20 protein-coding genes are annotated in these 26,956 nt (G+C 70.9%); 9 read left to right on the top strand and 11 right to left on the bottom strand.

What is annotated here, in order from left to right:
- Window positions 1–130 precede the first annotated feature (130 nt).
- On the top strand, window positions 131–3,265 hold the full coding sequence (locus tag QNO12_RS09755; protein ID WP_257502440.1) for a UrvD/REP family ATP-dependent DNA helicase: 3,135 nt from the start codon (window positions 131–133) through the stop codon (window positions 3,263–3,265).
- A complete protein-coding gene (locus QNO12_RS09750) occupies window positions 3,262–6,606 on the top strand; it encodes an ATP-dependent helicase (RefSeq protein WP_257502441.1) in 3,345 nt (1,114 codons plus the stop codon). The genes QNO12_RS09755 and QNO12_RS09750 overlap by 4 nt, the downstream gene beginning before the upstream one ends.
- A 14-nt stretch (window positions 6,607–6,620) precedes the next feature.
- Here the strand turns inward: QNO12_RS09750 and QNO12_RS09745 are convergent, their stop codons facing one another.
- Window positions 6,621–7,919, bottom strand: coding sequence for a protein kinase family protein (locus tag QNO12_RS09745; protein ID WP_257502442.1), 1,299 nt, complete (start codon window positions 7,917–7,919; stop codon window positions 6,621–6,623).
- Window positions 7,920–7,997: 78 nt separating this feature from the next.
- Here QNO12_RS09745 and nudC point away from each other — a divergent pair, with 78 nt between their 5' ends.
- Both nudC and QNO12_RS09735 read left to right on the top strand, forming a co-directional pair.
- A complete protein-coding gene (gene nudC, locus QNO12_RS09740) occupies window positions 7,998–8,912 on the top strand; it encodes an NAD(+) diphosphatase (RefSeq protein WP_257502443.1) in 915 nt (304 codons plus the stop codon).
- The gene (locus tag QNO12_RS09735) at window positions 8,909–10,684 is read left to right on the top strand and encodes an ATP-dependent helicase (protein ID WP_257502444.1); all 1,776 of its coding nucleotides are present in this window, start codon (window positions 8,909–8,911) and stop codon (window positions 10,682–10,684) included. The genes nudC and QNO12_RS09735 overlap by 4 nt, the downstream gene beginning before the upstream one ends.
- Window positions 10,685–11,463: 779 nt before the next feature.
- On the opposite strand, the gene QNO12_RS09730 is transcribed toward QNO12_RS09735, so the two are convergent.
- The gene (locus tag QNO12_RS09730) at window positions 11,464–12,924 is read right to left on the bottom strand and encodes a zinc-dependent metalloprotease (RefSeq protein WP_257502445.1); all 1,461 of its coding nucleotides are present in this window, start codon (window positions 12,922–12,924) and stop codon (window positions 11,464–11,466) included.
- Between the two features lie 131 nt (window positions 12,925–13,055).
- Between QNO12_RS09730 and QNO12_RS09725 the strand changes: the two genes are divergently transcribed.
- Together QNO12_RS09725 and QNO12_RS09720 are read left to right on the top strand one after the other, a co-directional pair.
- Window positions 13,056–14,180 (top strand): YlbL family protein, encoded by a 1,125-nt coding sequence (locus QNO12_RS09725; RefSeq protein WP_257502446.1) that lies wholly within the window; start codon window positions 13,056–13,058, stop codon window positions 14,178–14,180.
- An 88-nt stretch (window positions 14,181–14,268) separates the two neighbouring features.
- A complete protein-coding gene (locus QNO12_RS09720; RefSeq protein ID WP_257502447.1) occupies window positions 14,269–17,181 on the top strand; it encodes a UPF0182 family membrane protein in 2,913 nt (970 codons plus the stop codon).
- 89 nt (window positions 17,182–17,270) lie between these two features.
- Here QNO12_RS09720 and QNO12_RS09715 read toward each other — a convergent pair whose 3' ends face one another.
- Genes QNO12_RS09715 through idi form a run of 7 tightly spaced genes read right to left on the bottom strand, consistent with a single transcriptional unit; the run spans window position 17,271 to window position 22,912 of the window.
- Complete coding sequence (locus tag QNO12_RS09715) at window positions 17,271–18,164, bottom strand: prenyltransferase (RefSeq protein WP_257502448.1); 894 nt, start codon at window positions 18,162–18,164, stop codon at window positions 17,271–17,273.
- Window positions 18,161–18,478 carry a lycopene cyclase domain-containing protein gene (locus tag QNO12_RS09710; protein WP_257502449.1) on the bottom strand — a complete coding sequence of 106 codons (318 nt, stop codon included), beginning with the start codon at window positions 18,476–18,478 and terminating at the stop codon, window positions 18,161–18,163. The genes QNO12_RS09715 and QNO12_RS09710 overlap by 4 nt, the downstream gene beginning before the upstream one ends.
- Window positions 18,475–18,822 (bottom strand): lycopene cyclase domain-containing protein, encoded by a 348-nt coding sequence (locus QNO12_RS09705; protein ID WP_257502450.1) that lies wholly within the window; start codon window positions 18,820–18,822, stop codon window positions 18,475–18,477. Before QNO12_RS09705 ends, QNO12_RS09710 begins: the two co-directional genes overlap by 4 nt.
- A gap of 1 nt (window position 18,823) precedes the next feature.
- On the bottom strand, window positions 18,824–20,392 hold the full coding sequence (gene crtI, locus QNO12_RS09700; protein WP_257502451.1) for a phytoene desaturase family protein: 1,569 nt from the start codon (window positions 20,390–20,392) through the stop codon (window positions 18,824–18,826).
- A gap of 32 nt (window positions 20,393–20,424) precedes the next feature.
- Entirely contained in the window at window positions 20,425–21,306 is an 882-nt protein-coding gene (locus tag QNO12_RS09695; protein WP_257502452.1) for a phytoene/squalene synthase family protein, read from the bottom strand.
- Window positions 21,303–22,358: a polyprenyl synthetase family protein gene (locus tag QNO12_RS09690; protein WP_257502453.1), complete on the bottom strand. Its 1,056-nt coding sequence runs from the start codon at window positions 22,356–22,358 to the stop codon at window positions 21,303–21,305. The genes QNO12_RS09695 and QNO12_RS09690 overlap by 4 nt, the downstream gene beginning before the upstream one ends.
- Window positions 22,355–22,912, bottom strand: a complete 558-nt coding sequence (gene idi / locus QNO12_RS09685) for an isopentenyl-diphosphate Delta-isomerase (RefSeq protein WP_257502454.1) — start codon at window positions 22,910–22,912, stop codon at window positions 22,355–22,357. Before idi ends, QNO12_RS09690 begins: the two co-directional genes overlap by 4 nt.
- A gap of 78 nt (window positions 22,913–22,990) precedes the next feature.
- Between idi and QNO12_RS09680 the strand changes: the two genes are divergently transcribed.
- Window positions 22,991–23,461, top strand: coding sequence for a MarR family winged helix-turn-helix transcriptional regulator (locus QNO12_RS09680; protein WP_257502455.1), 471 nt, complete (start codon window positions 22,991–22,993; stop codon window positions 23,459–23,461).
- A gap of 39 nt (window positions 23,462–23,500) precedes the next feature.
- On the opposite strand, the gene QNO12_RS09675 is transcribed toward QNO12_RS09680, so the two are convergent.
- A complete protein-coding gene (locus tag QNO12_RS09675; RefSeq protein ID WP_257502456.1) occupies window positions 23,501–23,848 on the bottom strand; it encodes a LysR family transcriptional regulator in 348 nt (115 codons plus the stop codon).
- Between the two features lie 142 nt (window positions 23,849–23,990).
- On the opposite strand from QNO12_RS09675, the gene QNO12_RS09670 reads away from it, so the two are divergent.
- Both QNO12_RS09670 and QNO12_RS09665 read left to right on the top strand, forming a co-directional pair.
- Window positions 23,991–25,079, top strand: coding sequence for an alpha/beta fold hydrolase (locus QNO12_RS09670; RefSeq protein ID WP_257502457.1), 1,089 nt, complete (start codon window positions 23,991–23,993; stop codon window positions 25,077–25,079).
- Window positions 25,080–25,200: 121 nt separating this feature from the next.
- Window positions 25,201–26,046 (top strand): class I SAM-dependent methyltransferase, encoded by an 846-nt coding sequence (locus tag QNO12_RS09665; RefSeq protein WP_257502458.1) that lies wholly within the window; start codon window positions 25,201–25,203, stop codon window positions 26,044–26,046.
- A 75-nt stretch (window positions 26,047–26,121) separates the two neighbouring features.
- On the opposite strand, the gene QNO12_RS09660 is transcribed toward QNO12_RS09665, so the two are convergent.
- Window positions 26,122–26,838 (bottom strand): LuxR C-terminal-related transcriptional regulator, encoded by a 717-nt coding sequence (locus QNO12_RS09660; RefSeq protein WP_257502459.1) that lies wholly within the window; start codon window positions 26,836–26,838, stop codon window positions 26,122–26,124.
- Window positions 26,839–26,956 lie beyond the last annotated feature (118 nt).

The following is a 26,956-nucleotide window of genomic DNA, read 5'->3' as shown; positions in this document are numbered from 1 at the left end:
GCCCGGCGCGCATGGCAACTCTACGACACCGGTGGAAGGGCCCCGCCCGTCGGCTGCACGCTCTCGGCGAACGCCGGACCGGCGGCCCGGCAGCGGCCGCATGTCCGCACGTGGAGGTACCGTCGAAGCCATGGACTCCGCGGACGGCTCGGGCGTGGCACCCGTGCTCGACGGGCACCAGAGCGCCGTCATCGCGCTGCCGGCCGCGGCATCCGGCGTCGTCGTCGGCGCGCCGGGAAGCGGCAAGACCACCGCGCTGGTGGCACGTGTCGCGGCACTGGTCGCAGCCGGCGCGGACCCGGACGCGCTGGTCGTGCTCACCCCCTCCCGGCAGACGGCCACCGCCCTGCGTGATCGGCTCGCCCTCGCAGTGGGTCGTGCGACATCGGGTCCGATCGCGCGCTCCGTCGCCTCCTTCGCCTACCAGCTCGTGCGTGCGAGCGCAGTCGCGGCGGGTGAGGAGCCCCCGCAGCTGCTCACCGGCGGGGACGAGGACCAGCTGATCCAGGACCTGCTGGAGGGCGATGCGGAGGACGAGCGGGCCGGCGTCGGCCGCTGGCCGGACTGGCTGGGGCGCGAGGTCCGGTCCACCAAGGGTTTCCGCACCGAGGTGCGCACTTTCCTCGCCGAATGCACGACGCTCGGCATCGAGCCCGACCGGCTGCACGCGCTGGGGCAGACCCACTCGATCCCGGCGTGGCAGGCGATGGCATCCTTTTTCGCCGAGTACCTGCAGGTGCGCGCAGACATGCGCGGCGCGCACCGGGATGCAGCCGGGCTCGTGCGTGAGGCGGTGGGAGTGCTGCGCACCGGCGCGCCCGGCGCGGAGGTCATCGAACGCCTCGCAATGATCCTCGTCGACGACGCGCAGGAGCTGACGCTGGGCGGTGTCGAGCTGCTCGAGGCATGCCGGCAGCGCGGGATCGCGGTGCTGGCGTTCGGCGACCCGGATGTCGGCTCCGGAGCGTTCCGCGGCGCCACCCCGGAGAACTTCGCGCGCCTGGCGCGCAGTCTCGGCAGCGTCTCGGTGCTGGCTGCCGCGCACCGGGGGACCGGCTGGCAGAACGAGATCGTCCGCCAGGTGACGCAGCGCATCGGGGCGGTCGGTCTGGTCGCGCACCGCGTACGACCCTCCGCCGAGGGGGACGCCGTCGTCTCGGACGGCTCGGTGCGGGCTCTGACGCTGCGCTCGCCCGCCGAGGAGTTCGATGCGATCGCGCGGCTGCTGCGCGAGCGGCACGTCCATGACGGCATCCGGTGGTCCTCCTGCGCCGTGATCGCGCACGACACGAGGCAGGTCGCCGCCCTCGAGGCAGAGCTTGCGGCGCGGGAGGTGCCGACCCGCTCGAGCGGTCCAGGGCGCCCGCTCGGAACCCTGCCACCGGTGCGTGACCTGCTCCGGCTGATCGAACTCGCCGCCCGGGACGAGTGGACGTTCGAGGATGCCGCGGAGGCGCTGCTGAGCACGGGCGGCCGGCTGGACGCCATCGAACTGCGGCGGCTGCGATCGGCGCTGCGCCACGGCGAGCTCGCAGCCGGCGGCGAACGGTCCGGCCGCGAGCTGATCGTGTCGGCGATGCTGCAGCCGCTGGAGTTGGACCTGATCGACACCCGAGAGGCGCGACGGGCAGCCGTCGTGGCGCGGACGCTGGGAGTGCTTCGAGACGAACTGGCTCGCGGCGCCACCGCCCATGAGCTGCTGTGGACCGCGTGGGAGCGCAGCGGCCTGCAGCGCGCGTGGTCCGAGTCGGCCCGCGGGCACGGTCCGCTGGCGGATCAGGCCAACCGGGATCTGGATGCCGTGGTGGCACTGTTCCAGGCGGCGAAGCGCTTCGTCGAACGATCCCTGGACGCCGACCCGCGGGTGTTCGTCCGCGGCATCCTGGACAGCGACGTCGCCGAAGACCGTCTGGATGCTCCGGCCGGCGGCGAGGCGGTGCGCATCCTCACCCCTGCCGGGGCGCTGGGCACCGAGTTCGACACCGTCGTGGTGGCAGGCGTACAGGACGGCGTCTGGCCGAACACGCGGCTGCGCGGATCGTTGCTGGACACCTGGCGGTTGGCGGATGCCGCGACCAGGGCCGACGCGGGGGCCGCCTCCACCCTCGACCGACGACGCGCTGCGATGCACGACGAGCTGCGGCTGCTGGCCCGCGCTCTCTCGCGGGCCACCGATCGGGTGATCGTGACCGCGGTCGATGACGATGACACCGGTCCCAGTGTGTTCTTCGAGTTCCTGCCCGACCCGGAACGGCACGCCGTCGAGCATCCGCTGTCGCTGCGCGGCCTGGTCGCGCAGCACCGGCGTGCCCTGACCGACCCGTCCTCGCGGGCGAGGGGCGGCGAGCGCGCCGCGCGCGCAGCACAGCAGCTCGCTCTGCTGGCCGACGCGCTGGTCCCCGGCTCCGTACCGGGCGAGTGGTTCGGCGTCGCACCGCCCACCTCGACCGGCCCGCTGCGGGATCTGTCCCGCGAGGACGTGCGGGTCTCGCCGTCGCGGCTGCACACGCTCGAGGAATGCGAGCTGAACTGGGTGATCGGAGACCTGGGCGGCGACCCGGGCGGCGCGACCGCCGGGCTGGGCACCATCATCCACGCGGCGCTGGAGCACTCGGCGGGCTCGGACGAGGCCAGTCTGTGGGCCGAGGTCGAATCGCGCTGGGGCGAGCTGAGCTTCGAGGCGGAATGGCGCGACCGCGCGGAGCGAACCCGCGCGCGCGATCTGGTGCGACGGCTGCACCTGTATCTGCGACGGTTCGAGGACGCCGGCGGTGCGCTGATCGGCGCCGAACCGCACTTCGAGGTCGCGATCCCGCTGGATGACGCCGACGCGTTCGAGCACGGTGCGATCCTCTCCGGCTACATCGACCGGGTCGAGCTCACCCCGGAGGGAACGGTCGTGATCATGGATCTGAAGACCGGCAAGCGAGAACCGCAGACCGATCCCAAGGTCGTGGACAACCCGCAGCTGGGCGCGTACCAGCTTGCTTTCGAGTCCGGGGCCATCCCTGCCGCCGCCGGTCTGCCGGCCGGGGGAGCCAAGCTGCTTGTGCTGCGGCCGACGGCGTCGCGAGCGGACTACGCCACCCCGTGGCAGCCGCCGTTCGACGACGAACGCCGCGAGCTGTTCCTGGACCGGGTCCGGTCGGCGGTGGCGGTGATGCGGGGCACCACGTTCGCGGCACCGTACGAAGACCACTGCCGCGACGAGTTCTCGTACGGACTGTGCCGGATCCACACGATCGGCGCGGTGAGCGCATCGTGACGGCATCGCTTTCGGTGGCCACGCTCTCGGCGGAGGTCATCGCCGCAGCGCTGGGTCAGTTCCCCCCGACCGGCGAGCAGACCGAGGTGATCGAGGCGCCGCTGGAGCCCGCGCTCGTGGTCGCCGGGGCCGGAAGCGGCAAGACCGAGACCATGGCCGCCCGGGTGGTCTGGCTCGTGGCGAACCGGATCGTGCGCCGTGACGAGGTGTTGGGGCTGACCTTCACCCGCAAGGCCGCCGGCGAACTCGCGGAGCGGATCCAGCGCCGTCTGCAGCGGCTGGCCGAGTTCGAGCGCCGCGGACTTCTCGCTGCGCTTCCCGTCCTGCACGCCGAAGGCCGCCTGGACGTGTTCGGCGAGCTGGAACGCGGCGGCGGCGACGGCGTGAAGGCATCCTCGGCCCGCGCGGCGGCGATGGACGCGCTGGCTGCCGAGGTCGGCGCGGTCGGCGAGGCTCCCGACGACGACGCGCTCCTGCACCGTCCGACGGTCGCGACCTACAACAGCTTCGCCGATCAGATCGTCCGCGAGCACGCCGTCCGGATCGGCCGCGACCCGGAGGCGGTCATCCTCTCGGAGTCCGCGGCCTGGCTGCTCATGCGCCGGGTGGTCTTCGGCTCCGACGACCCGCGACTGGAGACCCGCGGCGAGGCGGTACGCAGCATCGTCGATGCGGCGTTGCGGATCGCACGGGACGGTGTCGACAACCTCGTCTCGTTCGAAGAGCTCGCCGCGTTCCCGGAGCGATTCGATGACGTGCTCGAGCGGCCCTCGGTCCGCAAAGGCACGGTCGTCTACAGCGATGTCGCCGACGCCGCGGAGAAGGTCGGCGCCCTCGGCCTGCTCGCGGACCTGGCCCGCGCCTACGCCGCCGAGAAGCGCCGGATCGGCGTGCTGGATTTCTCCGACCAGGTCGCCGGAGCACTGGAAGTGGTCCGCACGCACCCGGTCGTGGCCGAAGAGCTCCAGGAGCGCTTCCGCGTGGTCCTGCTGGACGAGTACCAGGACACCTCCGTCGTGCAGACCGACCTGCTGGCCGAGCTGTTCGCAGGTACCGCCGTGATGGCGGTCGGTGACCCGAACCAGGCCATCTACGGATGGCGCGGTGCCAGCGCCGGGAACCTGGGCGGCTTCGCCGGGTCGTTCTCGCCGGGGCGGGAGTGCGCACAGTTCTCGCTGCTGACGAGCTGGCGCAACAGCGCCGGCGTGCTGAGCGCCGCGAACGCGGTGCTCGCGCCGCTGGCCACTCGCGCCGCCGTCGTCGTGGAGGAGCTGCGCGCGCGTCCCGGCGCCCCGGCCGGTGCCGTCGACCTGGTCTTCGAAGCCGACCTGGACACCGAGGCGGACCGCGTCGCGGCGTGGTTTGCGCGGGTGCGGGACGAGCGCGCCGCGGCCGGCAGATCGAGCACCGGCGCGGTCCTTTTCCGCAGCAAGAAGCACATGGTGCGTTTCGGCGACGCCCTCGGCCGCCGCGGCATCCCGCATCGCATCCTGGGACTGGGCGGACTGCTGTCCACACCGGAAGTCGTCGACGTGGTGTGCGCCCTGCGCGTGCTGAGCGATCCTGCCGCCGGCTCCGCGTTGATCCGCCTGCTGGCCGGGCCGCGCTGGGCGATCGGGCTTCCCGACCTTCGTGAGCTCGCCGCGCTGGCCCGGCGCATCGCGCGGCACGACGCGGCGCTGCAGCCGCTGGCACCCGAGGTCGTGGAACGCATCCGCGGCAGCGCCGGGGACGACGAGGGCTCGCTGGTGGACGCGCTCGATTTCGTGCTGCGTCACAGGGCCGATCACGGCTGGCTGAGCGCATTCACTCCCGAGGCCAGGGAGCGGCTGCGCGAGGCGGGCGCGGTCTTCGCGGGCCTGCGCAGGGCGGTGGGGATGCCGATGCCCGACCTCGTGCGCCTGATCGAGCTGGAGCTGCGCCTGGATGTGGAACTGGCGGCGAACGAGTCGCGCGGACCGGCTCGGATCGCCTCGGCGCAGCTGCGCGCGTTCGTCGACGAGCTGCACGCGTTCCTGGCCGCCGACGAGTCGGGGTCGATCTCGAGTCTGCTGGCCTGGCTGGACCACGCGGAGCAGCTGGACGAGTTCGCGCCGCGGACCGAGCCGCCCGAGGACGATGTCGTGCAGCTGCTCACGATCCACGGCTCGAAGGGGCTGGAGTGGGATGCGGTGGCGGTGGTGCGTCTGGTCAAGGACGAGTTGCCGAGTGCGCCGCGGGACACGAAGGGGTGGCTCGGCTTCGGGGTCCTGCCGTACTCCTTCCGCGGCGATGCGCGGTGGCTGCCGGCGCTGCAGTGGGAACGGGACGCGGCACCGACGCAGCAGGACCTGAAGGCCGCGTTCGAGTCGTTCGTGGCGGCCAACCGCGCCCGACAGCTCGAGGAGGATCGCCGGCTGGCGTATGTCGCGGTCACCCGCGCCCGCGATCACCTGCTGCTGACCGGCGCGAGCTGGTCAGGGACCAAGCGGCCGCGCGAGCGCAGCGTGTTCCTGAACGAGATCGCGGCGGCGCTGCGCGTCGAACTGCCCGACGACGTCCCCGGCGAGAACCCGTACCTGGGGGAGCGACGCATGCTGCAGTGGCCGATCGACCCGCTGGGTGCACGGCGCGAGGTCGTCGAACGAGCGGCGGCGGCGGTCGAGGCGGCGATCGCCCGCCCTCGGGTCGCACCCGATCGCGACGTCGCGCTGCTGCTCGCGGAACGCGACGAGCGACAGCGTCCCCCCACCGAGAGTGCGCCGACACGCATCGCCGCGTCGCGCTACAAGGAGTTCGTGTCCGACTACGCCGGCACCGTCGGACGCATCGCGCGACCGCTGCCGGAGCGACCGTTCCGTCAGACCCGGCTGGGGACCCTCTTCCACGCCTGGGTGGAGCAGCGCTCGGGTCGCGTCGGCACGGCCGGGTCCCTCGACGACGCTCTGTGGGAACTGGACGAGGACGCACCGGATACGACCGCCTCCGCCGAGGATGCCGCCGTGCTCGCCACGCTGCAGGCGAACTTCGCCTCCTCCGAATGGGGAGCGCTGAGCCCGATCGAAGTCGAGACGGAGATCGATTTCACCGTCACGGACGAGCCGGGGATCGGCCTGGACGCACGACCGCACGTCATCATCTGCAAGCTGGATGCCGTCTACCGGCGCAGCGACCGGGGCGGGCGGATCGAGATCGTGGACTGGAAGACCGGCGCGCCGCCGCGGACCGACGCGGAGCGCGACGAGCGGATGCTGCAGCTGCAGCTGTATCGGCACGCCTACCACGCGATGCACGGTGTGCCTCTGGAGGAGATCGACGTGGCGCTGTACTACGTCGCCGCGGACCTGGTGCTGCGCGGCTGAGGCGCGCGCCCCGGTCAGTCCGAGAGCCACCGCCGCAGCGCCGCGTCGGAGGAGCGCTCCGCGTCCGCCTGCGCGTCGCCGGTCTCGGCGCCGGTCGTGCCGTTCGCCTGCGCGGCGGGCTGAGGCCGTTGCGCCCACATCGAGATGTCGACCGGCGCCGTGGAGACATCGTCGTGCTGTCTGCGCGGCGCGTTCGCGGGTGCAGCGTCAGCGTCCTCGCCTGGGCCGTCTCCGGCGATGTCGTCCTCGTCGGCGGAGAGCCACAGGGCCAACTCCTCCGGGTCGTATGCGTCCGTGTGCATCGAGGTGTCCACGGGAGTGGACTGGGCGTCGGGCACCCGGTCCAGAAGTGCGATCGCGTCATCGACGCCGAGCGCGGCATCCGGGACGATGTCATCGTCGCGCACTCCGGCAGCCAGCGACTCCAGGAGTGCGACCGCATCCTCCCGGATGTCCTCGCGCCCGGCTTCGGCTCCGTGCACCAGCCACTTGGCGAACTCGAGTTCGGCGTACAGCCGCGCCCGCTCACGCACCAGGGCGTCCGGCGCGCGCCCACTGTGGGAGACGTAGGCCAGGTAGACGTCCTCTGCGGCGGCGGGGGCGGAGGCCAGCCACTGCAGGTCCGTGGCGGGGTCACCGACCGACAGGCCGTGCCACTCGAGCACGCCGGTCACGACGGGCACGGCATCCTCATCCTCGAAGAGGAAGGATGCGGCACCGGCCCCGCCGAGCACGACCGCGGACTCGAAGCGCCACAATTCGTCGGTCTGGACGGCGCGGCGCCAGCGTTCGAGCAGCCGGTGGGGTGCCGATCGCGTCGACTCGACACGATCCAGCAGACGTGACACGTCCTCGCGCACCTGGGCGGGGGTGCGGAACGGGAGGCCCTCGGTGCGGACGATCGACAGCGGCAGGGCATGCAGTGCGGCCAGCGCCTCGCCGATCGAGCTGGCGGCGCCGCGGCCGGGTGGCAGGTGAGCGGCATCGACGCGGTAGCCGGGCAGGAAGTCCACGACCACCGCGCGGGCATCGCCCAGCGCGGTCTCGCCCAGCAGCTCCGGTGCGCGGAACGGGAGGAGCCCGCGCACGCCGGGGGTCAGGGCACGCAGGGCGCGTGCTTCGGCGGCGAGCTCGGGCGCCGCCTCGGCATCCACCGGAGCGCGCACCACGACGCGTCGCCCGTCGTCCAGTTCGGCGAGCGCGGAGTCGTAGCGTCCGGCTGCGCCCTCGGTGAGGATGCCGACCCCTACGACGCCGACCCGGGGCAGAGCCGAGGTGACCGACGCGGCTAGAGTGAGGGGTGAGCGTGCCATGTGCCCAGGGTAGGTCCGGGTGCGCTCTTGCGCCCCCGCGCCACGCCCGGCTTGTCGACCAGCGGCAGAGAGGTCTCGATGACTGCCCCCGACAGCACACGCTCCGCCCCGCTGGCACGCCCCGGATTCGATCGCGCGGCGCACGAGCGGGCGGACCCCGATCTGCTGGAATCGGCGCGCCTGGACGATGCGACTCGTGTGCTGGTGCTGAACGGCGACACCGCGCCGCTGGCCGCGCCGGACTCGCTGCACTGGGTCGCCCCCGCAGCGGTCCCCTCCGGTGCGGAGTGGGCGTTCCTGGGTCGGACCGCCACCGGGGCGGCGGCGCTGGTGGCCGTCTTCGCCCGCGGCGAAGAGGATCTTCTTGCGGCGCCGGCCGGCTGGGCGCCGCTGCGCGTGGTCGGCGGCTCGTTGACGGCCTCGGATGCCGGTGCCTTCGTCGAAGCGCTGAGCCTGGGTCGCTGGCTGTTGGAGGCTCCGTTCTGCCCGGCGTGCGGTGCGCGGACGCAGACGCGCAGCAGCGGCTGGTCGAGGCACTGCCCCTCATGCGGACGCGAGCACTTCCCTCGGACGGACCCGGCGGTGATCGTGGCGGTGACCAGCGCGACCCACCCGGATCGCCTCCTGCTCGGCTCGAACGCGCTGTGGGCGCAGAACCGGTTCTCGTGCTTCGCCGGTTTCGTCGAGGCGGGGGAGTCGCTCGAGTCGGCCGTGGTACGGGAGGTGCGGGAAGAGGCGGGAGTGGACCTGGTCGACGTGCAGTACCGCAGCTCGCAGGCCTGGCCCTACCCGCGTTCACTCATGCTGGGGTTCCTCGCGGTCGCCGCCGACGACGCCGCCGCCGAAGCGGACGGCGAGGAGATCCTCGCGGTGCGCTGGTTCGAGCGCGCAGAGATCGGCGCAAGCCTGCGGGGCGAGGGCGACCTGATCCTGCCCGGGTCCGCCTCGATCGCCCATCAGCTGATCAGCGAGTGGTACGCGAGCGCGCCGTGACCGATCCCGCACTCTCCGGTCTGGATGACCACCAGCTCGAGGCGGTCACCACCCTCCGCGGGCCAGTGGTCGTGCTCGCCGGCGCCGGCACCGGCAAGACGCGGGTGATCACGCATCGGATCGCGCACGGAGTGGACACCGGGGCGTATTCGCCTGGCCGGGTGATGGCGGTGACCTTCACGGCGAAGGCGGCGGGGGAGATGCGCGGACGGCTGCGTGCGCTGGGCGTGGAGGGCGTGTCGGCGCGGACCTTCCACGCCGCCGCACTGGCGCAGCTGAACTTCTTCTGGCCCACCGTCGCGCGGGACACGGCCCCCGGCATCGTGGACAACAAAGTGCGCCTGCTGGCACACGCCGCCGACGGCATGGGGATCTCGCCGGATGTCGCGACACTGCGCGACGTGGCGAGCGAGATCGAGTGGCGCAAGGTGACGATGCGCAGCATTGACCAGTACGCCGCCGCGCGCCCGAACGGGGTGGGCAGGCTGGAGGTCGGCCGGGTGGTCGAGCTGCAGCGTGCCTACGAGAAGGTGAAGGACCAGCGCCGCCAGCTCGACTTCGAGGACGTGCTGCTGGCCTGCGCGGGGATGCTGGAGGCCGAGCCGCACGTCGCGGCATCCGTGCACGAGCAGTATCGCCATTTCACGGTCGACGAGTTCCAGGACGTCTCGCCCCTGCAGTACCGCCTGCTCGAGCTGTGGCGGGGCGATCGTCGCGACATCTGCGTGGTCGGCGACGCCAGCCAGACGATCTACTCGTTCGCCGGCGCCGACGCGCGATACCTGCTCGATTTCGCGGATGCGCACGAGGACGCGCGAGTGGTGCGCCTGGAGCGGAACTACCGATCGGATTCGGCCATCCTCGCGGTCGCGAACGAACTCATGCGTGGCCGGCCGGGAGCGCTGGAGCTCACGGCGGCCGAAACCGGCACCGCGGACGTCGAGCCGCGGGAGACCCCGGTGGTCACGGCGTACGAGGACGACGTCGCGGAGGCCGCAGGGGTGGCGGCGCAGGTCGCCGCGCGGATCGCGGCGGGCGTCGATCCCCGCCGCATCGCGATCCTCTACCGGGCGCACTCCCAGTCGGCCGAGCTGGTGCGCGCCCTCGCGCGCCACGAGATCGCCACGAGCGTCCTGGGCGGTCGGAGATTCTTCGACATGCCGGAAGTGCGCCAGGCCGTCATGGCGCTGCGGGGGGCCTCGGTCGCGCCGTTGGAGACCGACTTCGTGGACGCCGTGCGTGACGTGCTGCGCTCGCTGGGTCTGACCAACGAACCGCCGCAGGCGGGAGGCGCGCTGCGCGATGCGTGGGAGGCGCGCGCGGCGCTGCTGCGCCTGGCGGAGGAGTCGCCTCCGGGGACGACCCTGCGCGGATTCACCGATGAACTGCAGGCACGGGCCAAGGCCCAGCACGAACCCGGGATGCGCACGGTCACGCTGGCGACTCTGCACGCGGCCAAGGGGCTGGAATGGGACCACGTCCATCTGCTCGGCTTCGCGGAAGGGCTGCTTCCGATCAGCTACGCCACCACCTTCGAGCAGGTCGACGAGGAGCGCCGGCTGGCGTACGTGGGCATCACGCGGGCCGGGCGAACGCTGTCGCTGTCCTGGTCGAGGGGAACGCGGGAACGGCAGCCGTCGCGGTTCCTCCGAGAGATCGGCAGCGGCACGCTGCGTGCGGGCGGTGCACGCGCATCGACCGGTGCAGCGAGTTCTCGCGCAAGGTCAGCGAGCGGCAGCGGATCCGCTGCGGGCTCCGCTCGGCCGCGCTGATCAGCCGTGCGGTGAGCAGGGCCGCCTCCACGGCCAGCGCCTCCGCCACCTCCGGTGGGCGCCGTCCGAGCAGCTGGGCGGCCAGGTGCGGCCACGCCGGATCCGCGTCCCGGCGGTGCGCTGCGATGCACGCCAGGCACGCGGTGCGTCCCGGGACGATGAACGGCCCGATCTCGGCACCGGAGCCGGAGAACACGAGCGGCACGTGCGGGACGTCCGCGCCCATGAGCGCGGCCGTCCGGCGCGGCTCGACCAGGTGATGCGCGAGCACGACCACGACGGCATCGGCCGGCACGGCTTCGTCGGGGGCGCCGAACCAGGTCATCCGCGTCACGTCGACCCCGGCGGATTCGAGCGCGCCCACCACGGCGTCCGCCATGCCGCCCCCGCCGTCCTGCGGTGCCTGCACGACGACCCGACGACCCGGCGACGGGGGCGCGAGCAGCGCCCGTCCGATGCTCCGCACGAACCCGGCAGCAGCGCCCTCGGGGGCGCCGAATGCGACCGCGACGGGATCCAGCACGGCCTCGGGGATGCCCCGCTCCAGCTCTCGGACCAGCCGCTGCTGCCAAGGTTCGGGGTCTTCGATCACCGCCACCGCGTCCAGGCCGAACTGCAGCGTGGTCGGCGTGCGCCACAGCGGAGGAAGGCCCGGATCCAGTCGCAGCATGCCCCGATTCTGGACCGCGCTCCACGAGCGGCCGCGTTGTCCACAGGTCCGCTCGGCGAAACCCGGTCACGCCGGCGCTGGGGAGGAGTCGGTGGCGCCCGGTGCCCGGTCAGACCGGGCGCGGGTCGTCCGGTCCGGCCGGGCCGTCCTCGTCGGAGGCCGCGGAACCCGCGTCCGAAGCATCCGCCCCGGAATCATCGGCTGCCCCGCCCTCGGCGGGCGCTTGGCCGATGTCCTCGCCGGCCAGCAGCTTCGCCAGCGCGTCATCCATCTCGTCCGGAGCCGGCTCCTCGCCCCGCGCCCGCGCCTCCAGCCGTGCCACCAGACCGGCGGGATCGTCGATGTCCTCCGCCGTCGGCATGAGGTCCGGGTAGTCCCACAGCGAATCCCGGCCCGCGACGCCGACAGCATCCGTCACCGCCCGCCACATCGCCGCAGCCTCGCGCATGCGCCGTGGGCGCAGCTCCAGGCCGACCAGCGAACTGAGCGCCTGCTCGGCCGGCCCGCCGACCGCCCGGCGGCGCCGGACCGCCTCGGCGATCCGGTCGGCGGAGGGAAGACGCGCGGTCGCCGCGTCGGTGACCACATCCACCCAGCCCTCGATCGTGGCGAGGAGGTTCTCCAGGCGCGTCAGCGCCGCGTTCTGCGCCTCGGAGCGCGTGGGCAGCAGCGCGCCGCTCTCCAGCGCGCGCCGCAGCTCCTCCGGCTCGGACGGGTTGAACCGCGAGGCGAGCTCCTCCAGCGCGTCGGTGTCGACGTGGATGCCGCGGGCGAAGTCGGTGATCTGCGCGATGACATGCAGCCGCAGCCAGCGGGCGTGGCGGAACAGGCGGGCGTGAGCCAGTTCGCGCGTGGCGATGTACAGCGCCAGCTGGTCGTCCGGGATCTCCAGATCGCGGCCGAAGTCGGCGAAGTTCTGAGGCAGGATCACCGCATCGCCGTCGGGCATGAGCGGGATGCCGACGTCGCCGCCGCTGACGACCTCCTTGGACAGGTTGCCCACGACCTGACCCAGCTGCGAGGCGAACAGCGATCCGCCGACGGTGCGCATGAGGCGGCCCGCGCCTTGGATGAGGCCCTGCATCTCCTCGGGAGCCTGATCGCGCAGCGCCTCGGTGAGAGCGTCGGCGATGCTCGTGGCGACCGGCTCAGCCAGCTCCTGCCACACCGGAAGCGTCGCCTCCACCCACCCGCCGCGCGTCAACGACCGGGGCGGGGTGGCCAGCTCCGAGATGGTGGTGGCCTCGCTCAACCACAGCGCGGCCAGTGCGAAGGCCTGGTCCAGGTCGGTTCGCTGACCGTCCGTGACGACCAGGCCGTCCTGGTTGGCGATGTGCAGCGCCTGTCGCTTGGCGAGATCCCACGAGATCCCCTCGTCGCCGCCGCCGGAGAAGGCACCCTGAAGGTGCCGCATCACCGTCTGCATCATCGCGGGGTCGATTCCCATGCCCGACAGCCGCGCAAGCTGCTCAGGATCGACCTGTCCGCCCGCGCCGCCGAACAGCTGCCGGATCAGCTCTTGGAACTGCTCCTCCGGGGTCTGGTCGTCCTCGGGATTGGAGTCTGGCACTTCAGCCGCCTTTCAGCCGGGTCATGAACTCGCGCTCTACGCTAGTCGCACGGATCATCGCACCACCCGGCACGGACCTTTCCGCCCTTACGCCGGTCGCGAACGACCAGGCAGAGAAAGGTCCACCCGCCGTGGCGCTGTTCGACGAGAACGTCACCATCACGCCCGCCCCCGTACGCCGCATGTCGCGGAACATGCTCGCGGGTGTCTGGGCGCTCGCCATCGCGCTCGCGGTGCTGCTGATTATCACGTTCCTGCCCACCTCGTACGTCATCCAGCGTCCCGGGCCGGTCTACAACACCCTCGGCACGGCATCGGCCGCAGACGGCACTCAGGTCCCGCTGATCTCGGTCGAGGGCGCGGAGACCTTCCCCACCGACGGTGCCCTGGACCTGCTGACCGTCCAGGTGGTCGGCAACCGTGATCGGACCCCCTCCTGGTTCGAATTGGCCACCGCCTGGTTCGATCCGAGCCGTGCCGTGCTGCCGATCGACGCGGTCTTCCCGCAGGACCAGACCACGCAGGAGCGCGAGGAGGAGAGCGCGGCGATGATGGTCGACTCGCAGCAGGACGCCACCGCCGCCGCCCTGACCGAACTGGGCTACGACGTCGATCCGCAGCTGAGCGTGTACTCGTTCACCCCGGACTCGGCATCCCAGGATGCCCTCGAGGAGGGCGATGTGATCCTCGAGGCCGACGGGATGCCGGTGACCGACGTCGACGAGTTGCGCGGGCTCGTCAACGAGGGCGAAGGAGCGCCGATCGAGCTCCGCATCGAACGGGACGGCCAGCAGCAGTCGGTGTCGATCACGCCGCGCCCGTCCGAGGTCGACGGTGAGACGGTCTGGCTGATCGGCGTCACGCTGACCACCGCCTACGACTTCCCGATCGACGTGACGATCCAGCTGAACAACGTCGGCGGCCCCAGCGCGGGCATGATGTTCGCGCTCGGCATCATCGACACTCTCACACCGGGCGAGCTCAACGGCGGAAAGACCGTCGCGGGCACCGGCACGATCACCGCGGACGGCGTCGTCGGCCCGATCGGGGGTATCCGCCAGAAGATGTGGGCGGCGGTCGATGCCGGTGCGCAGTGGTTCCTGGCGCCCGAAGCCAATTGCGAAGAGGTCGTCGGGCACGTTCCGGACGGCCTGCAGGTGTTCTCCGTCGCGGAGCTCGACGATGCGCTCGCCGTGCTGGACGCCGTGAGCGAGGACGGCGATGTCGCCGACCTGCCGACCTGCGGCGTCGGCTGAGCATGCTCATGCCGCCGGCCGGATTCTCCGGGAGTTCGCCCAGGGCGGACTCGACGGCCCCCCAGACCCGCGCACCTAGGATGGACCTGTGACCACGACCTCAGCGCCGGCCCCGGCCACGCCCTCTCGCTCCCGCCGGATCATCGCGATCTCCCTCGCCATCATCGCCGCCCTCGTCGTGGCCTTCTTCGTGTTCGCCAATCTGTACGCGGACTGGCAGTGGTACGCGCAGCTCGGCTTCGACTCCGTCCTGGTGACGCAGTGGACCGCCCGCGTGGTGATGTTCGTCATCGGGTTCATCGGCATGGCCGTCCCGGTATGGCTCGCCATCCAGCTCGCCTACCGCCTGCGCCCGGTGTACGCGCGGCTCAGCTCGCAGCTGGACCGCTACCAGGAGGTCGTCGAACCGCTGCGCCGCCTGGCGATGTGGGGCATCCCGATCTTCTTCGGGTTCTTCTCCGGCTTCGCGGCATCCGCGCAGTGGGAGACCACGTGGCTGTGGTTCAACGGCGTCGCCACGGACATGACCGACCCTCAGTTCAACCTGGACACGGGCTTCTACCTGTTCGCGATGCCGTTCTACAGCGCGCTGCTCGGGTTCGTCTCGGCGGTGCTCCTGGTGTGCCTGCTCGTGACCGCCCTCGTGTCCTACCTGTACGGGTCGGTGCGGATCGGCCAGCGTGAGCTTCGGATCTCCAAGGCGGCGCGCATCCAGCTCGCCGTGATCGCCGGGCTGTATCTCCTGGCTCAGGGAGCCAGTCTGTGGCTGGACCGTTACAAGACCCTCGTCGAGCCGGGCGATCGCATCACCGGTCCCGGGTACACCGGTGTGCATGCCGTCATCCCCGGGCAGACGATCCTCGCGGTCGTCGCCGTGATCGTCGCGATCCTGTTCTTCGTCACCGCGATCATCGGCCGCTGGCGGTACCCGCTGATCGCCACCGCGCTTTTGGTGGTCTCGGCGATCGTCGTCGGTGTCGGCTACCCGTGGGTGGTCAACACCTTCCAGGTGCGCCCGAACCAGCTGGCGCTGGAGCGGGAGTACTACCAGCGCGGCATCGACATGACGCAAGCCGCGTACGGCATCGATGGGCTCGAGAAGACCAACTTCGAAGCCGTCACCGACGTCGGACCCAATCAGCTGCGTGAAGACGCGGCCACCACCGCGCAGATCCGCATCATGGACCCCACCGTCATCAGCCCGACGGTGCGACAGCTCGAGCAGTTCCGCGGCTACTACCAGTTCGCCGACCCGCTCGATGTCGACCGCTACGAGATCGACGGCGTCTCCCAGGACACGGTCGTGTCCGTCCGCGAGCTGAACATGGACCAGCTCGGCGCCGCCGCGTCGTGGCAGAACACGTCGCTGGTCTACACGCACGGCTACGGTGTCGTCGCGGCCAAGGGCAACGACCGCACCACGGACGGCGACCCGGTCTTCCTCGAGCGCGGCATCCCGGCCGCCGGCTTCCTCTCCGATCAGGAGGACTTCGAGCCGCGGGTGTACTTCGGCGAGTACTCGCCGCCGTACTCGATCGTGGGCGCGCCCGAGGGCACCGACCCGGTCGAGCTGGACTACCCGTCCGGCGCGGACGGCGCGTCCGAGACGAAGACGACGTTCACCGGAGACGGCGGTCCGAGCATCGGCAGCGTCTTCAACCGGCTGATCTTCGCGCTGAAGTTCCAGTCGGAGCAGATCCTCTTCTCGGACTACGTCAACGAGGACTCGCAGATCCTCTACGATCGCGATCCGCGGGTGCGCGTCCAGAAAGCTGCACCGTACCTGACCCTCGACAGCGACCCGTACCCCAGCGTGGTCGACGGGCGCATCGTGTGGATCGTGGACGGCTACACCCTCAGCGCGAACTACCCGTACTCGACGACCGTGAGCCTCCAGCAGGCGATCTCGGACTCCAACACGACCGCGCAGCGGTTCGCGCTGGATGACATCAACTACATCCGCAACTCGGTCAAGGCCACCGTCGACGCATACGACGGCTCGGTCACGCTCTATGCCTGGGATGACGAAGACCCCCTGCTCCAGGCGTGGCAGAACGTGTACCCCTCCACGGTCAAGCCGATCAGCGAGATGTCGGGCGATCTGATGGCCCACGTGCGGTACCCGACGGACCTGTTCAAGGTGCAGCGTTACGCACTGGGCGTGTACCACGTCGATGACGCGCAGTCCTTCTACCAGCGCGACAACGCCTGGCAGACGCCGAACGACCCGCAGCTGGACACCGTTCTGCAGCCTCCGTACTACCTGACGATGCAGATGCCCGGCCAGGACGCTCCGACCTACTCGATGTTCACCAGCTTCATCCCGGCCTCGGAGGGGACCGCGTCACGCAACGTCCTGATGGGGTATCTCGCCGTCGATTCCAACGCGGGCAGCGAGACCGGCGTGAAGAACGCCGACTACGGCAAGCTCCGAATGCTGGTGGTCGACGCGGACACCACTGTGCCCGGTCCCGGCCAGGTGCAGAACACGTTCAACTCGGATCCGCTGATTTCCTCTCAGATCAACCTGCTCAAACAGGGACAGTCCGAGGTCATCAACGGCAACCTGCTGACCCTCCCCGTCGGCGGCGGGCTGCTGTACGTGCAGCCCGTGTTCGTCCAGGCCTCCAGCGGCACCCAGCTGCCGCAGCTGCAGAAGGTGCTGGTCGCCTTCGGCAACGAGGTGGCGTTCGAGGACACGCTCAACGAGGCGCTCGACGCACTGTTCGGCGGAGACTCCGGGGTCGACACCGGCGACGCGGATGTCACTCCGACACCCGGCCCGACGCCGACGCCGACGCCGACGCCCGGGGAGCCGACACCGGATCCGAGCGCACCCGCCACGCCGCCTGCGGACACCTACCAGGCTGCTCTGCAGGAGGCCCAGCAGGCCCTGCTGGACCGTCAGGCGGCGCTTCAGGCCGGTGACTGGGCGGCGTACGGGGCGGCCGATGAGCGGCTCACCACCGCCATCGAGCAGCTCATCGAGCTCGGCGACTAGCAGCGGCCGGCGCAGGTCACGCGGAAACGCACTCCTTCGGGGGTGCGTTTCCGCTTTTCGGGCGGGCACCATGCCGCCGGCCGAGCGGCTCAGTCGGTGAGCAGCCACACCCAGATCAGCAGCACCGTCACGGCGAAGCCTGCGATCTGGTTGAGCCACAGGAACCGCCGCCAGCCGGCCGTCGCCCGCTCGGCGGTCGCGTCGGTGATGCGCCGGAAGGGCCACACCGTGGCCAGGTACGGAACGGCCACCAGCGCCGCGAGCGGACCGGGCCACGGTGTGACGAGCATCACCACACCCGCGGCGAGATAGCAGGCCAGCGAGAACCAGACCGTCCATCGGGCGCCGCGGGCCGTTGCGATGGACGATATGCCTGCCTCGCGGTCGGCCACCACGTCCTGGACGGCGCCGAACGCGTGCGAAGCCACGCCCCACAGCGCGAATGCGACGATCACCGCAGTCAGCTGCCAGCTCGAGGTCGCCCCGGCGAGCACCAGCGCGTACACGGCGGGGGAGAAGAAGTGGATGCTGGAGGTCACCGAGTCCGCGAACGGCACCTCCTTCAGCCGGAGCGGCGGCGCACTGTAGAACACCACGAAGAACAGGCTCACGCCCAGGACCAGCCAGGACCAGGGATCGCCGACGAGCACCAGGAAGATCACGAACGGCAGGCAGGCCAGCACCGCCGCCCAGAGGGTGACGGCGTGCATGCGCCGGTCCAGGACCGCCCCGTGCGTGCCTCCTTTGCGCGGGTTGCGCAGGTCGGACTCGTAGTCGAACACGTCGTTGATCCCGTACATCGCGAGGTTGTAGGGCACGAGGAAGAACAGCGTGCCGACGACCAGCGTCACGTCGATCTCGCGCGTGGTCATCAGGTACGCCGCGGCGAACGGGTAGGCCGTGTTGATCCAGCTGACCGGACGTGAGGCGATGAACAGCTGCCGGATCACGGCGCCGGGCCGCAGCGCCTGCCGGTCGCTCATGCGGTCGCCTCGACCGGCGCCGGCCGGGTCAGGAGGGTGAGTACGGCGGGCACCAGGAACGCCGCGCAGAGGGGATAGGCGAAGTCCTCCACGGGCGCCAGTCCGATCCGCACGCCACTCAGGTGCTCCGGCGGGTAGGTGAAGAGCCCGACGGCGATCATCAGGTTGTCGAACACCGCAGTGAGGCACACCAGGACGAGGGCGGCGATGCCCGACGCACCCATCCGACGGGCGAACCACGGACGCCGGACAGTGGCGAGGGTCACGACCGCGGTGGCCAGGACGAACGGCACCACGATGAGCAGGTAGGTCACTCGCGCGTCCCCTCGAGGCTGCGCCGGTCTGCACTGAGCCGAGGCAGCCGTCGGGCCGCGGACCAGACCACGAGCGCCAGGTAGCACAGGAACGCCAGGAAGAACGGTTCCTCGACCGGCAGCTCGGGGGCCAGGTCGACTCCGAGCAGAAGCGGACTGTCACCTTTCACGAACACGCCGGTCGCGATCCCCACCGCGTCCCAGGCGAGGAAGAATGCCGTGCCGAGCAGCACCGCCACGGCGGTGCGCGCCGGCGAGTCCCAGGCGGCCAGACGCCACCGCGCGTCGAGCGCGGCGATGCCGGCGGCCGAGACGAGAATCGCGATCAGATAGACCCCGGGCACGTCACACCCTGGCCGGCTCGGGCAGGGGGCCGGGGGTGCGATCGCCGCGGAGGCGCTTGAGCACCAGCTCGGCTGAGATGAGGCACATCGGCAGTCCGATGCCGGGAAGCGCCGACCCGCCGGCGTACGACAGGCCGCGGACCTTGCGGGACGCGTTGCGGGGGCGGAACATCGCGCTCTGTCCCAGCGTGTGGGCCAGACCGAGCGCGTTCCCGCGCCAGGAGTGCAGATCGGCGGCGAAATCACCGGGGGCGATCGTGCGCCGCACCACGATCCGATCGGAGAGATCCGGGATGCCGCACCAGTCCGAGATCTGCTGGATCACGCGGTCCGCAGCCGTCTCGACTGCCGCGTCGCCGTCGCCGTCGATCCCGCCGCGACCGATGCCGGGGTCGGCGGGGATCGGCACCAGCACGAACAGGTTCTCGTGACCCGATGGGGCCACGTGCGGGTCGGTGGCGCTGGGGCGGCACACGTACAGCGAGGCGGGCGCCGGGATCCGGCTGGGCTCCTGGAAGATGTCGTCGAAGTTCGCCCGCCAGTCCTCCGCGAACAGGAGGGTGTGATGAGCCAGTTGCGGCAGCTCTCCGTCCACCCCCAACAGCACCAGGAGCGCGCCGGGGCTGGGGGTGCGTTTCGCCCACCACTTCTCGGGATAGCTCTGCAGGTGCGGGGGGAGAAGCGCCGTCTCGGTGTGATGCAGGTCGGCGGTCGAGACGACCAGCGACGCCGGGATGCCGCGACCGTCGGAGAGGCGGACGCCCGTGACCGCGGCATCCGTCGTGGTGATCTCGACAACCTCGCAGCCGGTGCGGATCGTCGCGCCGTTGGCGATCGCGAGCCGGCGCACGGCCGCGATCACCTCGGTGAATCCGCCGCGGGGGTACAGGACGCCGTCGTCGAGGTCGAGGTGGCTCATCAGGTGATACAGGCTCGGCACGCTGTAGGGCGAGCCGCCCAGGAAGACCGCCGGATAGCCGAGGATCTGGCGCAGCCGGGGGTCGGTGAACCGGCGCTCGACATGGCTGGCCAGCGAACGGGTGAGCAGGGGAGCGAGCCGGCCGGCCCGCCGCAGCAGCACGGGGTCGCGCAGACCCGCGGTGGTCTCATACGTGTCGTAGAGGAACCGCGATACGGACAGCTCGTAGGCGTCCGCGGCCGAGTCCAGGTAGGCATCGAGCTTGGCGCCGGCACCGGGCTCGATCCGCTCGAACAGGCCGGTCGCGGCATCCCGCCCGGACCGCACGTCCGTGGGCGGCAGCCGGTGCTGCGGCGACGGCTGGCTGTACACCCGGTAGGCCGGGTCGAGAGGCACCAGGTCCAGCTCCCGTTCGGCGGAGGTGCCCAGCAGGCGGAAGAAGTGGTCGAAGACCTCGGGCATGAGGTACCAGCTGGGTCCGGTGTCGAAACGGAAGCCCTCGTGCTCCCACGAGCCGGCGCGGCCGCCGGCCTCGTCCCGAGCTTCCAGGACGGTCACCTGCCATCCCTCTGCGCCGAGCAGCGCGGCCGTGGCGAGCCCCGCGATCCCGGCGCCGATCACGATGGCGGCGCCGCTGTCATCCTCGGGCATGTGCTGATCCTCCGTCGTCGATTCGCTCGTGGTCATGCTGGTGCTCGCGGGGTGCTCCGGCGCGGTGCGAAGCCGAGCCAGGCGCGGGCGGCGAGGGCCGCCTTCACGGGGTTGGGAACGCGCACACGCGCGCTGGATGCCGATTCCCGGCGCAGCCGGGCGGACAGCGACGCGAACAGGTCGTGGGCGGCGGTGACCGCGCGCCGGCAGTCGACGGGCAGGCGCGGGATCACCGCTGCCGCGGCGGCGAGGTCCGCGTCGATGCGATCCAGAATCTCGGCGCGGGTCGATGCGCCGGTTGACAGACCGAGGTAGTCGCGGCCGAGCGCGTCTTCGTCGTGATGCTGATCGCGCAGGAAGTTCACGTCCTGGAAGGCCGCACCGAGGCGCTGGGCGCCGTCGGTGAGGTCATCATCGGGGGCGGTGGGATGCCGCGCGCCGGCATTGACGAAGACCTGAAGGCACATCAGGCCGACCACCTCCGCCGACCCGTACACGTACTCGTGGTGAGAGGTCTCGTCGTGCCGGGTGGTGAGCAGATCGGTGCGCATCGAGCGGAAGAACGGCGCGATGAGGTCTTCGCCGATTCCGCACTCCCGCGCCGTGCGGGCGAACGCGTGTACGACCAGATTAGAGCTGAAGCCGCGTCCGATCGCCGCGACCGTCTCGGCCTCGAGTTCATCCAGCACTGCGCGCGCCGCGGTCGAATCCAATCCCGCCGCGGTGGCGGGTCCGTCTACGATCTCATCGGCGATCCGCACCAGCGCATAGACGTTGCGCACGTGCGGCCTGGGTCGCGGACCGAGCAGGCGCGCGGCCAGGCCGAACGATGTGGAGTAGGAGGAGATCACTGCGGCCGCGGCATCCTCGGCCGTTTTGTCGTACAGGGCCAGCCCGGTCGGCTTGTGACTCACGGAATGCGCTCCTGGACGCGGTCCGCGATGTCGCGCAGCAGTGTTCGGGCCGCGGGCGGAAACGCCGGAGCCTCCACGGCTGCGCGGACCTCGCCGAGCGTGTCCACGATCAGCGTGCGCACACTCCACCGGGCGCCGCTCTCCTCGAGCGCCAGCTGAGCCTCCCGGACGGCGATCGGTCCCGTGTAGGCCAGCGCCAGCGCGTCGTTCACCCGCGACCAGGATGGGCTCTGGCGCGCCAGCTCGATCAGCGGAGTGCGCTTTGACTCACGCAGATCACCGCCCTCGTCGCGCCCCGCCTGCTCGGCCGAGCCGAACGCGCCGATGAGGTCGTCCACGAGCTGGAAGGCGAGTCCGAGCCGACCGCCCTGGGTCTCCAGTGCGGCCAGCGCATCCGCCGGCGCCCCGGCCAGCAGGGCGCCGGCGCAGAGGGGGGCGCTGAACGAGTACACGGCGGTCTTGTTGAAGGTCGCGTCGAAGATGGCTTCCGCTTCGGCGTAGTCCGGCATCACGGCGTTCTCGACATCGGCGAGTTCGCCGGCGGCGGAGACGTACATCGCTTCGTCCAGCAGTGCGTACAAGCGGGCGCGGACGTCGGCGGACACGTCCGCGAGAGCCACCAGGCGGGACGCTTCGTGAAGCAGCAGGTCGCCGGCCAGGATCGCCGCGGCGTCCCCGACGAGCGCGGCATCGTCGGCATCGGCCCCTCGCGCCCGGGCGCGCGCGCGGAACTCGCCGGCGACGTTGGGGATGCCGCGACGCACCGTGTCGTGGTCGATGACGTCGTCGTGCACGACGAACGCCGTGTGCAGGAGTTCGAACGCCGCCGCGATGGAGCACAGCGCGGGGGACGCGGACGAGTCGCCGCCGAAGGCCGTGTACGAGGCAGCCACCAGCGCCGGCCGCGTGCGCTTGCCACCGGCCGTGGCGCGGCCGATCGCCTCTGCGAGCTGTTCGAATCCGTCGCCGAGGTCGGCCGCGCGCCGTCGCAGCCTGCTCAGCGAGCCATCGATCGCGTCGTCGATGGCCGCACGTGTGGCGGAGGAGATCATGACGCGCGTCGTCGGGGGAGCGCAGGTTCGGAGTCGAACAGGTGCAGCTGCTCCGCCTGAAGGACCAGCCACGGACTGAACGCCCACGGGGTCGCGGTCAGAGATGTGCCCAGATCGTGCGGGTCGACCCACTTGGCCTCACTGACCTCCAACGGGTTCAGGACCGGCTCGGTGCTCGTCCGGGCGATGTACACCGGACACACCTCGTGCTCGACGATGCCGCTCGCGTCGACGGCGCGGTAGCGGAACAGGGGCAGTGCCAGTTCGATGTCGGCGAGCGCGAGGCCCAGCTCGTACTCTGCGCGGCGATGCACGGCGGCGAGCACCGGCTCGGCGGGACGGGGATGCCCGCAGAACGAGTTGCTCCACACGCCCGGCCAGGTGGTCTTGTCGAGGGCTCGACGTGTCACCAGCACGTGCCCGGCGTCGTTCATCACGTGGCAGGAGAATGCGAGGTGCAAGGCGGTGTCGGTCCCGTGCACACTGCTCTTCGGAGCGGTGCCGATCGCTCGACCCTCCTCATCGAGAAGGACCACGTGGTCAGCATCGATCATGGACCCTCCTCATTTTCGCTAGTTTAGCTAGCGATAAGCTTTCCGCTGATGATACAAGGGGAGGGAGGGAGTGTCCACATGTCGCAGCCCCGGCCGGCTGAAGGATCGAACGACCGCGTCGTCACCGACGTCTTGCAGGGCGTCCGGGCGCTCAGTGACGCCATGGATCGCATGCACGGCGGGATGAAGGGCGACATGGAGATGAACTCCAGCGACCTCGCCGCCCTGCGCATGCTCATCGTCCGAGAAGGCCGCGGAGAGACGGTCAGTCCCCACGAGGTGGCGCGTCACCTGCGCATCTCCACCGCTTCCACCACCAAGCTCCTGGACCGCCTCGCCCGATCGGGTCACATCGAACGGCGACCCCACCCCAGCGACGGGCGTGCCCGGATCGTCGTTCTCACGGACGAATCGCGCAGCGCCTTCTTCCGCCATTTCGGCGAGCGACTCCGCGTGATGCGCGGGGTCGCCGAGAAGTACGACGCTGCCGAGCTGACGGTGATCGCCAGGTTCCTCGCCGAGCTCAGCGACGCCCTGGACCCGCGTTAGGCGCCGACACGGCATGCGCCGCTCGGCGGCGTCCGCCGGTTATCGGCCCTGACGCTTCTTGAACGGCTTCGGCTGGCCCTTGACGGCGGGGGTGCGCCCCTTGCCCTTCGACGCCTTGGCCTTGCCCCCGGCCGGGACGGCGGGCCTTTCCGCTGCCGGCGGTGCTGCAGCGATCCGGCTCTTGGCATCGGCCAGAAGACGAGCACCGGCCGGGGTCAGTCGAATCCGGCCCTGATCGCGGGTGAACAGGGCATGACCGACCTCGTGCTCCAGCTTCTCGATCGAGGAGTACAGCGAGGCGAGCGGAATATCGAGGGCCTGTGCTGCCCGAGGGAAGTGCAGTTCTTCGGCCGCCGCCACGAATCGTGAGAGCAGGGTGATGTTCACAGAAGCCTTTCGTCGTGCGGCGCCGCCGGCGCTGTGCGGCGCAGTCTCCTGCCCACAGTAGGCGCAGGGGATGCGAGGCCGCCCGATGCCCGCGCTCGCCGACCCCGGTGTGCTCAGGACGCGGTCCTTCTATGATGTCGGCGTGGAGACGCGCAAGGCCGATGTCGTCCAGGACATCCGGTTCGCCCGGTCGGCCGATGGGGTCGGCATCGCGTACGCCGTGCACGGATCCGGGCCGCCGCTGCTGATCGATGCCTGCTGGCTCAGCCACCTGCAGTTCGACTGGGAGAGCCCGGTGTGGCGCCATTACCTGGTCGAACTGGGCAGGATCGCGACCGTCATCCGCTACGACGAGCGTGGGCACGGGCTCTCGGACCGGGGAGTCACCGACCACAGCCTGGACGCCCGCGTCGCCGATCTGGAGGCCGTCGTCGCGGACGCGGGGCTCGACCGGTTCGCGCTCATGGCCATGGCGCAGGGTGGTCCGGTCGCGATCGAGTACGCCGCGCGGCATCCCGACCGCCTCACCCGCCTGGTGTTCTACGGCAGCTATTCGGGGGCGCAGGCAGCGGCGACTGCGGAGGAGCTGGAGCTGTTGGCGGCCTTCGAGGCGCTGATCCGGGTGGGATGGGCTCGGCCGACGTCCGAGTTCCGTCGGGTCTTCAGCAGCATGATGATCCCCGGTGGGACCGAGGATCAGATGCGGTGGCTCGACGACCTGCAGCGGCGGGCATGCGACACCGAGACAGCGGTCACCTCCCGCGCCCAGCGCCAGGTCACCGACTCGTCGTGGCGCCTGCCCGAACTGGATCTTCCCACCCTGGTCATCCACAGTCGAGGCGATCAGATGAACGAGTTCCATCATGCCCGGCACCTCGCGGCCGGCATTCGCGGTGCCCGTCTCGTCGGTCTGGACAGTCACAATCACATCGTGCTGGCCGACGAGCCCGCCTGGCCGGCTTTCCTGCACGAGATCACGGAATTCCTCGAGCCGGACCGGCGTGCGGCCACCGACGTCCGCCCCGACGACGTCGCGGCGCTGATCTCTCCGCGGGAGCTCGAGATACTGCGTCGTGCCGCAGCCGGGTACGACAACGATGCCATCGCCGCCGAGCTGTTCCTGTCCGTGCGCACCGTCGAGCGGCATCTGCAGAACGTGTACGCGAAGCTCGGGCTGAGCGGGCGCACAGCCCGCACTGCCGCGGTCGCACGACTTCTGTCCGCCACGTAGCGCGTACGCGCCGGCCGCCAGCCCGCCTGCGCCGGGGGGCGGATCCTGCGCGTCGGCGCCGATGCGCGCAACGACCCGGCATTCCTACCGTGGTGGCACCAACCACAACAGGAGGAATCAGATGTCGACCTCTACCAGCACCACCGGCACCGTGACGGGTACCCCCGAGGACAGGGCGCTCAAGGCCAAGCACGCCGCGATGTGGGCCAGTGGAAACTACCCCGTCGTCGTGGACGAGGTGGTCCGCCCCCTCGGCGGCATCCTTGTGGAAGCGGTCGATGTGCAGCCCGGCCAGCGCGTCCTGGACGTCGCTGCCGGCACCGGCACGTCCGCGATCCCGTCCGCTCGGCGCGGTGCCGCCGTCATCGCCACGGACCTGACTCCGGAGCTCCTCGCCGTCGGACGCGCCGCCGCCGAGACCGAAGGGATCGACCTGACCTGGCAGACCGCGGATGCCGAATCCCTCCCGTTCGGCGACGCCGAATTCGACGTCGTGCTCTCGAGCATCGGCGTGATGTTCGCACCGCACCACGAGCTCGCCACGGATGAACTGGTCCGGGTAACCCGCCCCGGCGGGCGGATCGGCATCCTGAGCTGGACGCCGAACGGCTTCGTGGGGCAGCTCTTCGCGACGATGAAGCCGTACGCGCCGCCGCCGCCGCCCGGCTCTTCGCCCGCTCCGCTGTGGGGGAGCGTCGAGCATGTCCGGATGCTTCTGGGCGACCGCGTCGAGGGCGTGGTTGCCCACCAGCAGGCGCTCCTGGTCGACCGGTTCGCCACGGGCGAGGAACTGCGTGACTTCTTCAAGGCCAATTACGGTCCGACGATCGCGGTGTACCGGTTCATCGCCGACGACCCCGAGAAGGTCGCCGCTCTCGACGCCGACATGGCGGCGCTCGGGGATCGGTTCTTCCGGGACGGTGTCATGCCGTGGGAGTACCTCATCGTCACCGCCACCCGTCGTTAGGACCACGGCAGCGATCGACCCCGCGCTCCCGGGCGCGGGGTCGATCGCTGTTGCGCCGTGGGCCCGGCCGGACCATCAGGGTTCGAGCGGATGACGCACCGGCTCCGTGATCGTGGCGGGGTCGGTCGCACGCGGTGCCACGGCGGGCATCGCCGGCTCCGGCCGCCGCACGCCGTGGACGACTCCGTAGACAGCGGCCTGGGTGCGCCGTTCCAGGCCGAGTTTCACGAGGAGTCCCGAGACGTAGTTCTTCACGGTCTTCTCTGCCAGGTCCAGAACGTGCGCGATCTGCTTGTTCGTCATCCCCTCGGTGATCAGCCGCAACACCTGGAGTTCACGGAGGGAGAGATCAGGATCCGCGCGGGCGGTCGCCGGCACCGCGGCGCGGGATGTCCCGGTCGCGCCGTCCGGCGCCAGGAGCAGCTGCTCACCGTCCGAGACCCGCACCAGTGCCTCCACGAAGCTGGACGGCGGCGCGCCCTTCAGGACGTACGCGGATGCTCCGGCCAGCGTGGCGGCGATGAGTGTGGCCCGCGCCGAGTCTGCGGTGAAGACGAGGCAGCGCGGCATCGGGCGCATCAAGCGCACCACCTGGCACAGTTCGATCCCGCTGCCATCCTGCAGATGGGCATCCAGAACCACCACATCGACCGCGGCGGCCGCGATGCGTGCCGGCGCCTGCAGCACCGACTTGCACTCGCCGACCACTCGGAACCCCGGTTGCGACTGGATCAGCGTCGTGATGCCCAGCCGCAGGATCTCACTCTCGTCGACGAGGAATACCCGGATCATCGCACTTCTCCAGCGCGGCCGGGCAGGTGGTTCTGTCATTCCGCCGCCGATTTCATCATGCGCCGCAGCGCTAGACCGCAATAGTGTCCAAAGTCCCGCCCGCCGAGGGCGGGCGCGA

Source organism: Microbacterium sp. zg-B185, from assembly GCF_030246885.1.
GTDB lineage: Bacteria > Actinomycetota > Actinomycetes > Actinomycetales > Microbacteriaceae > Microbacterium.
The sequence above is the reverse complement of the archived record's forward strand: the minus strand, read 5'-3'. Positions and strand labels throughout refer to the sequence as shown.

What these genes read in the sequence shown, in the direction of transcription:
- nudC (WP_257502443.1), top strand. Translation starts at nt 7,998, where the DNA reads ATGACTGCCCCCGACAGCACACGCTCCGCCCCGCTGGCACGCCCCGGA.
- QNO12_RS09745 (WP_257502442.1), bottom strand. Translation starts at nt 7,919, where the DNA reads ATGGCACGCTCACCCCTCACTCTAGCCGCGTCGGTCACCTCGGCTCTG.
- QNO12_RS09660 (WP_257502459.1), bottom strand. Translation starts at nt 26,838, where the DNA reads ATGATCCGGGTATTCCTCGTCGACGAGAGTGAGATCCTGCGGCTGGGC.
- QNO12_RS09755 (WP_257502440.1), top strand. Translation starts at nt 131, where the DNA reads ATGGACTCCGCGGACGGCTCGGGCGTGGCACCCGTGCTCGACGGGCAC.
- QNO12_RS09680 (WP_257502455.1), top strand. Translation starts at nt 22,991, where the DNA reads ATGTCGCAGCCCCGGCCGGCTGAAGGATCGAACGACCGCGTCGTCACC.
- QNO12_RS09715 (WP_257502448.1), bottom strand. Translation starts at nt 18,164, where the DNA reads ATGAGCGACCGGCAGGCGCTGCGGCCCGGCGCCGTGATCCGGCAGCTG.
- idi (WP_257502454.1), bottom strand. Translation starts at nt 22,912, where the DNA reads ATGATCGATGCTGACCACGTGGTCCTTCTCGATGAGGAGGGTCGAGCG.
- QNO12_RS09690 (WP_257502453.1), bottom strand. Translation starts at nt 22,358, where the DNA reads ATGATCTCCTCCGCCACACGTGCGGCCATCGACGACGCGATCGATGGC.
- crtI (WP_257502451.1), bottom strand. Translation starts at nt 20,392, where the DNA reads ATGCCCGAGGATGACAGCGGCGCCGCCATCGTGATCGGCGCCGGGATC.
- QNO12_RS09665 (WP_257502458.1), top strand. Translation starts at nt 25,201, where the DNA reads ATGTCGACCTCTACCAGCACCACCGGCACCGTGACGGGTACCCCCGAG.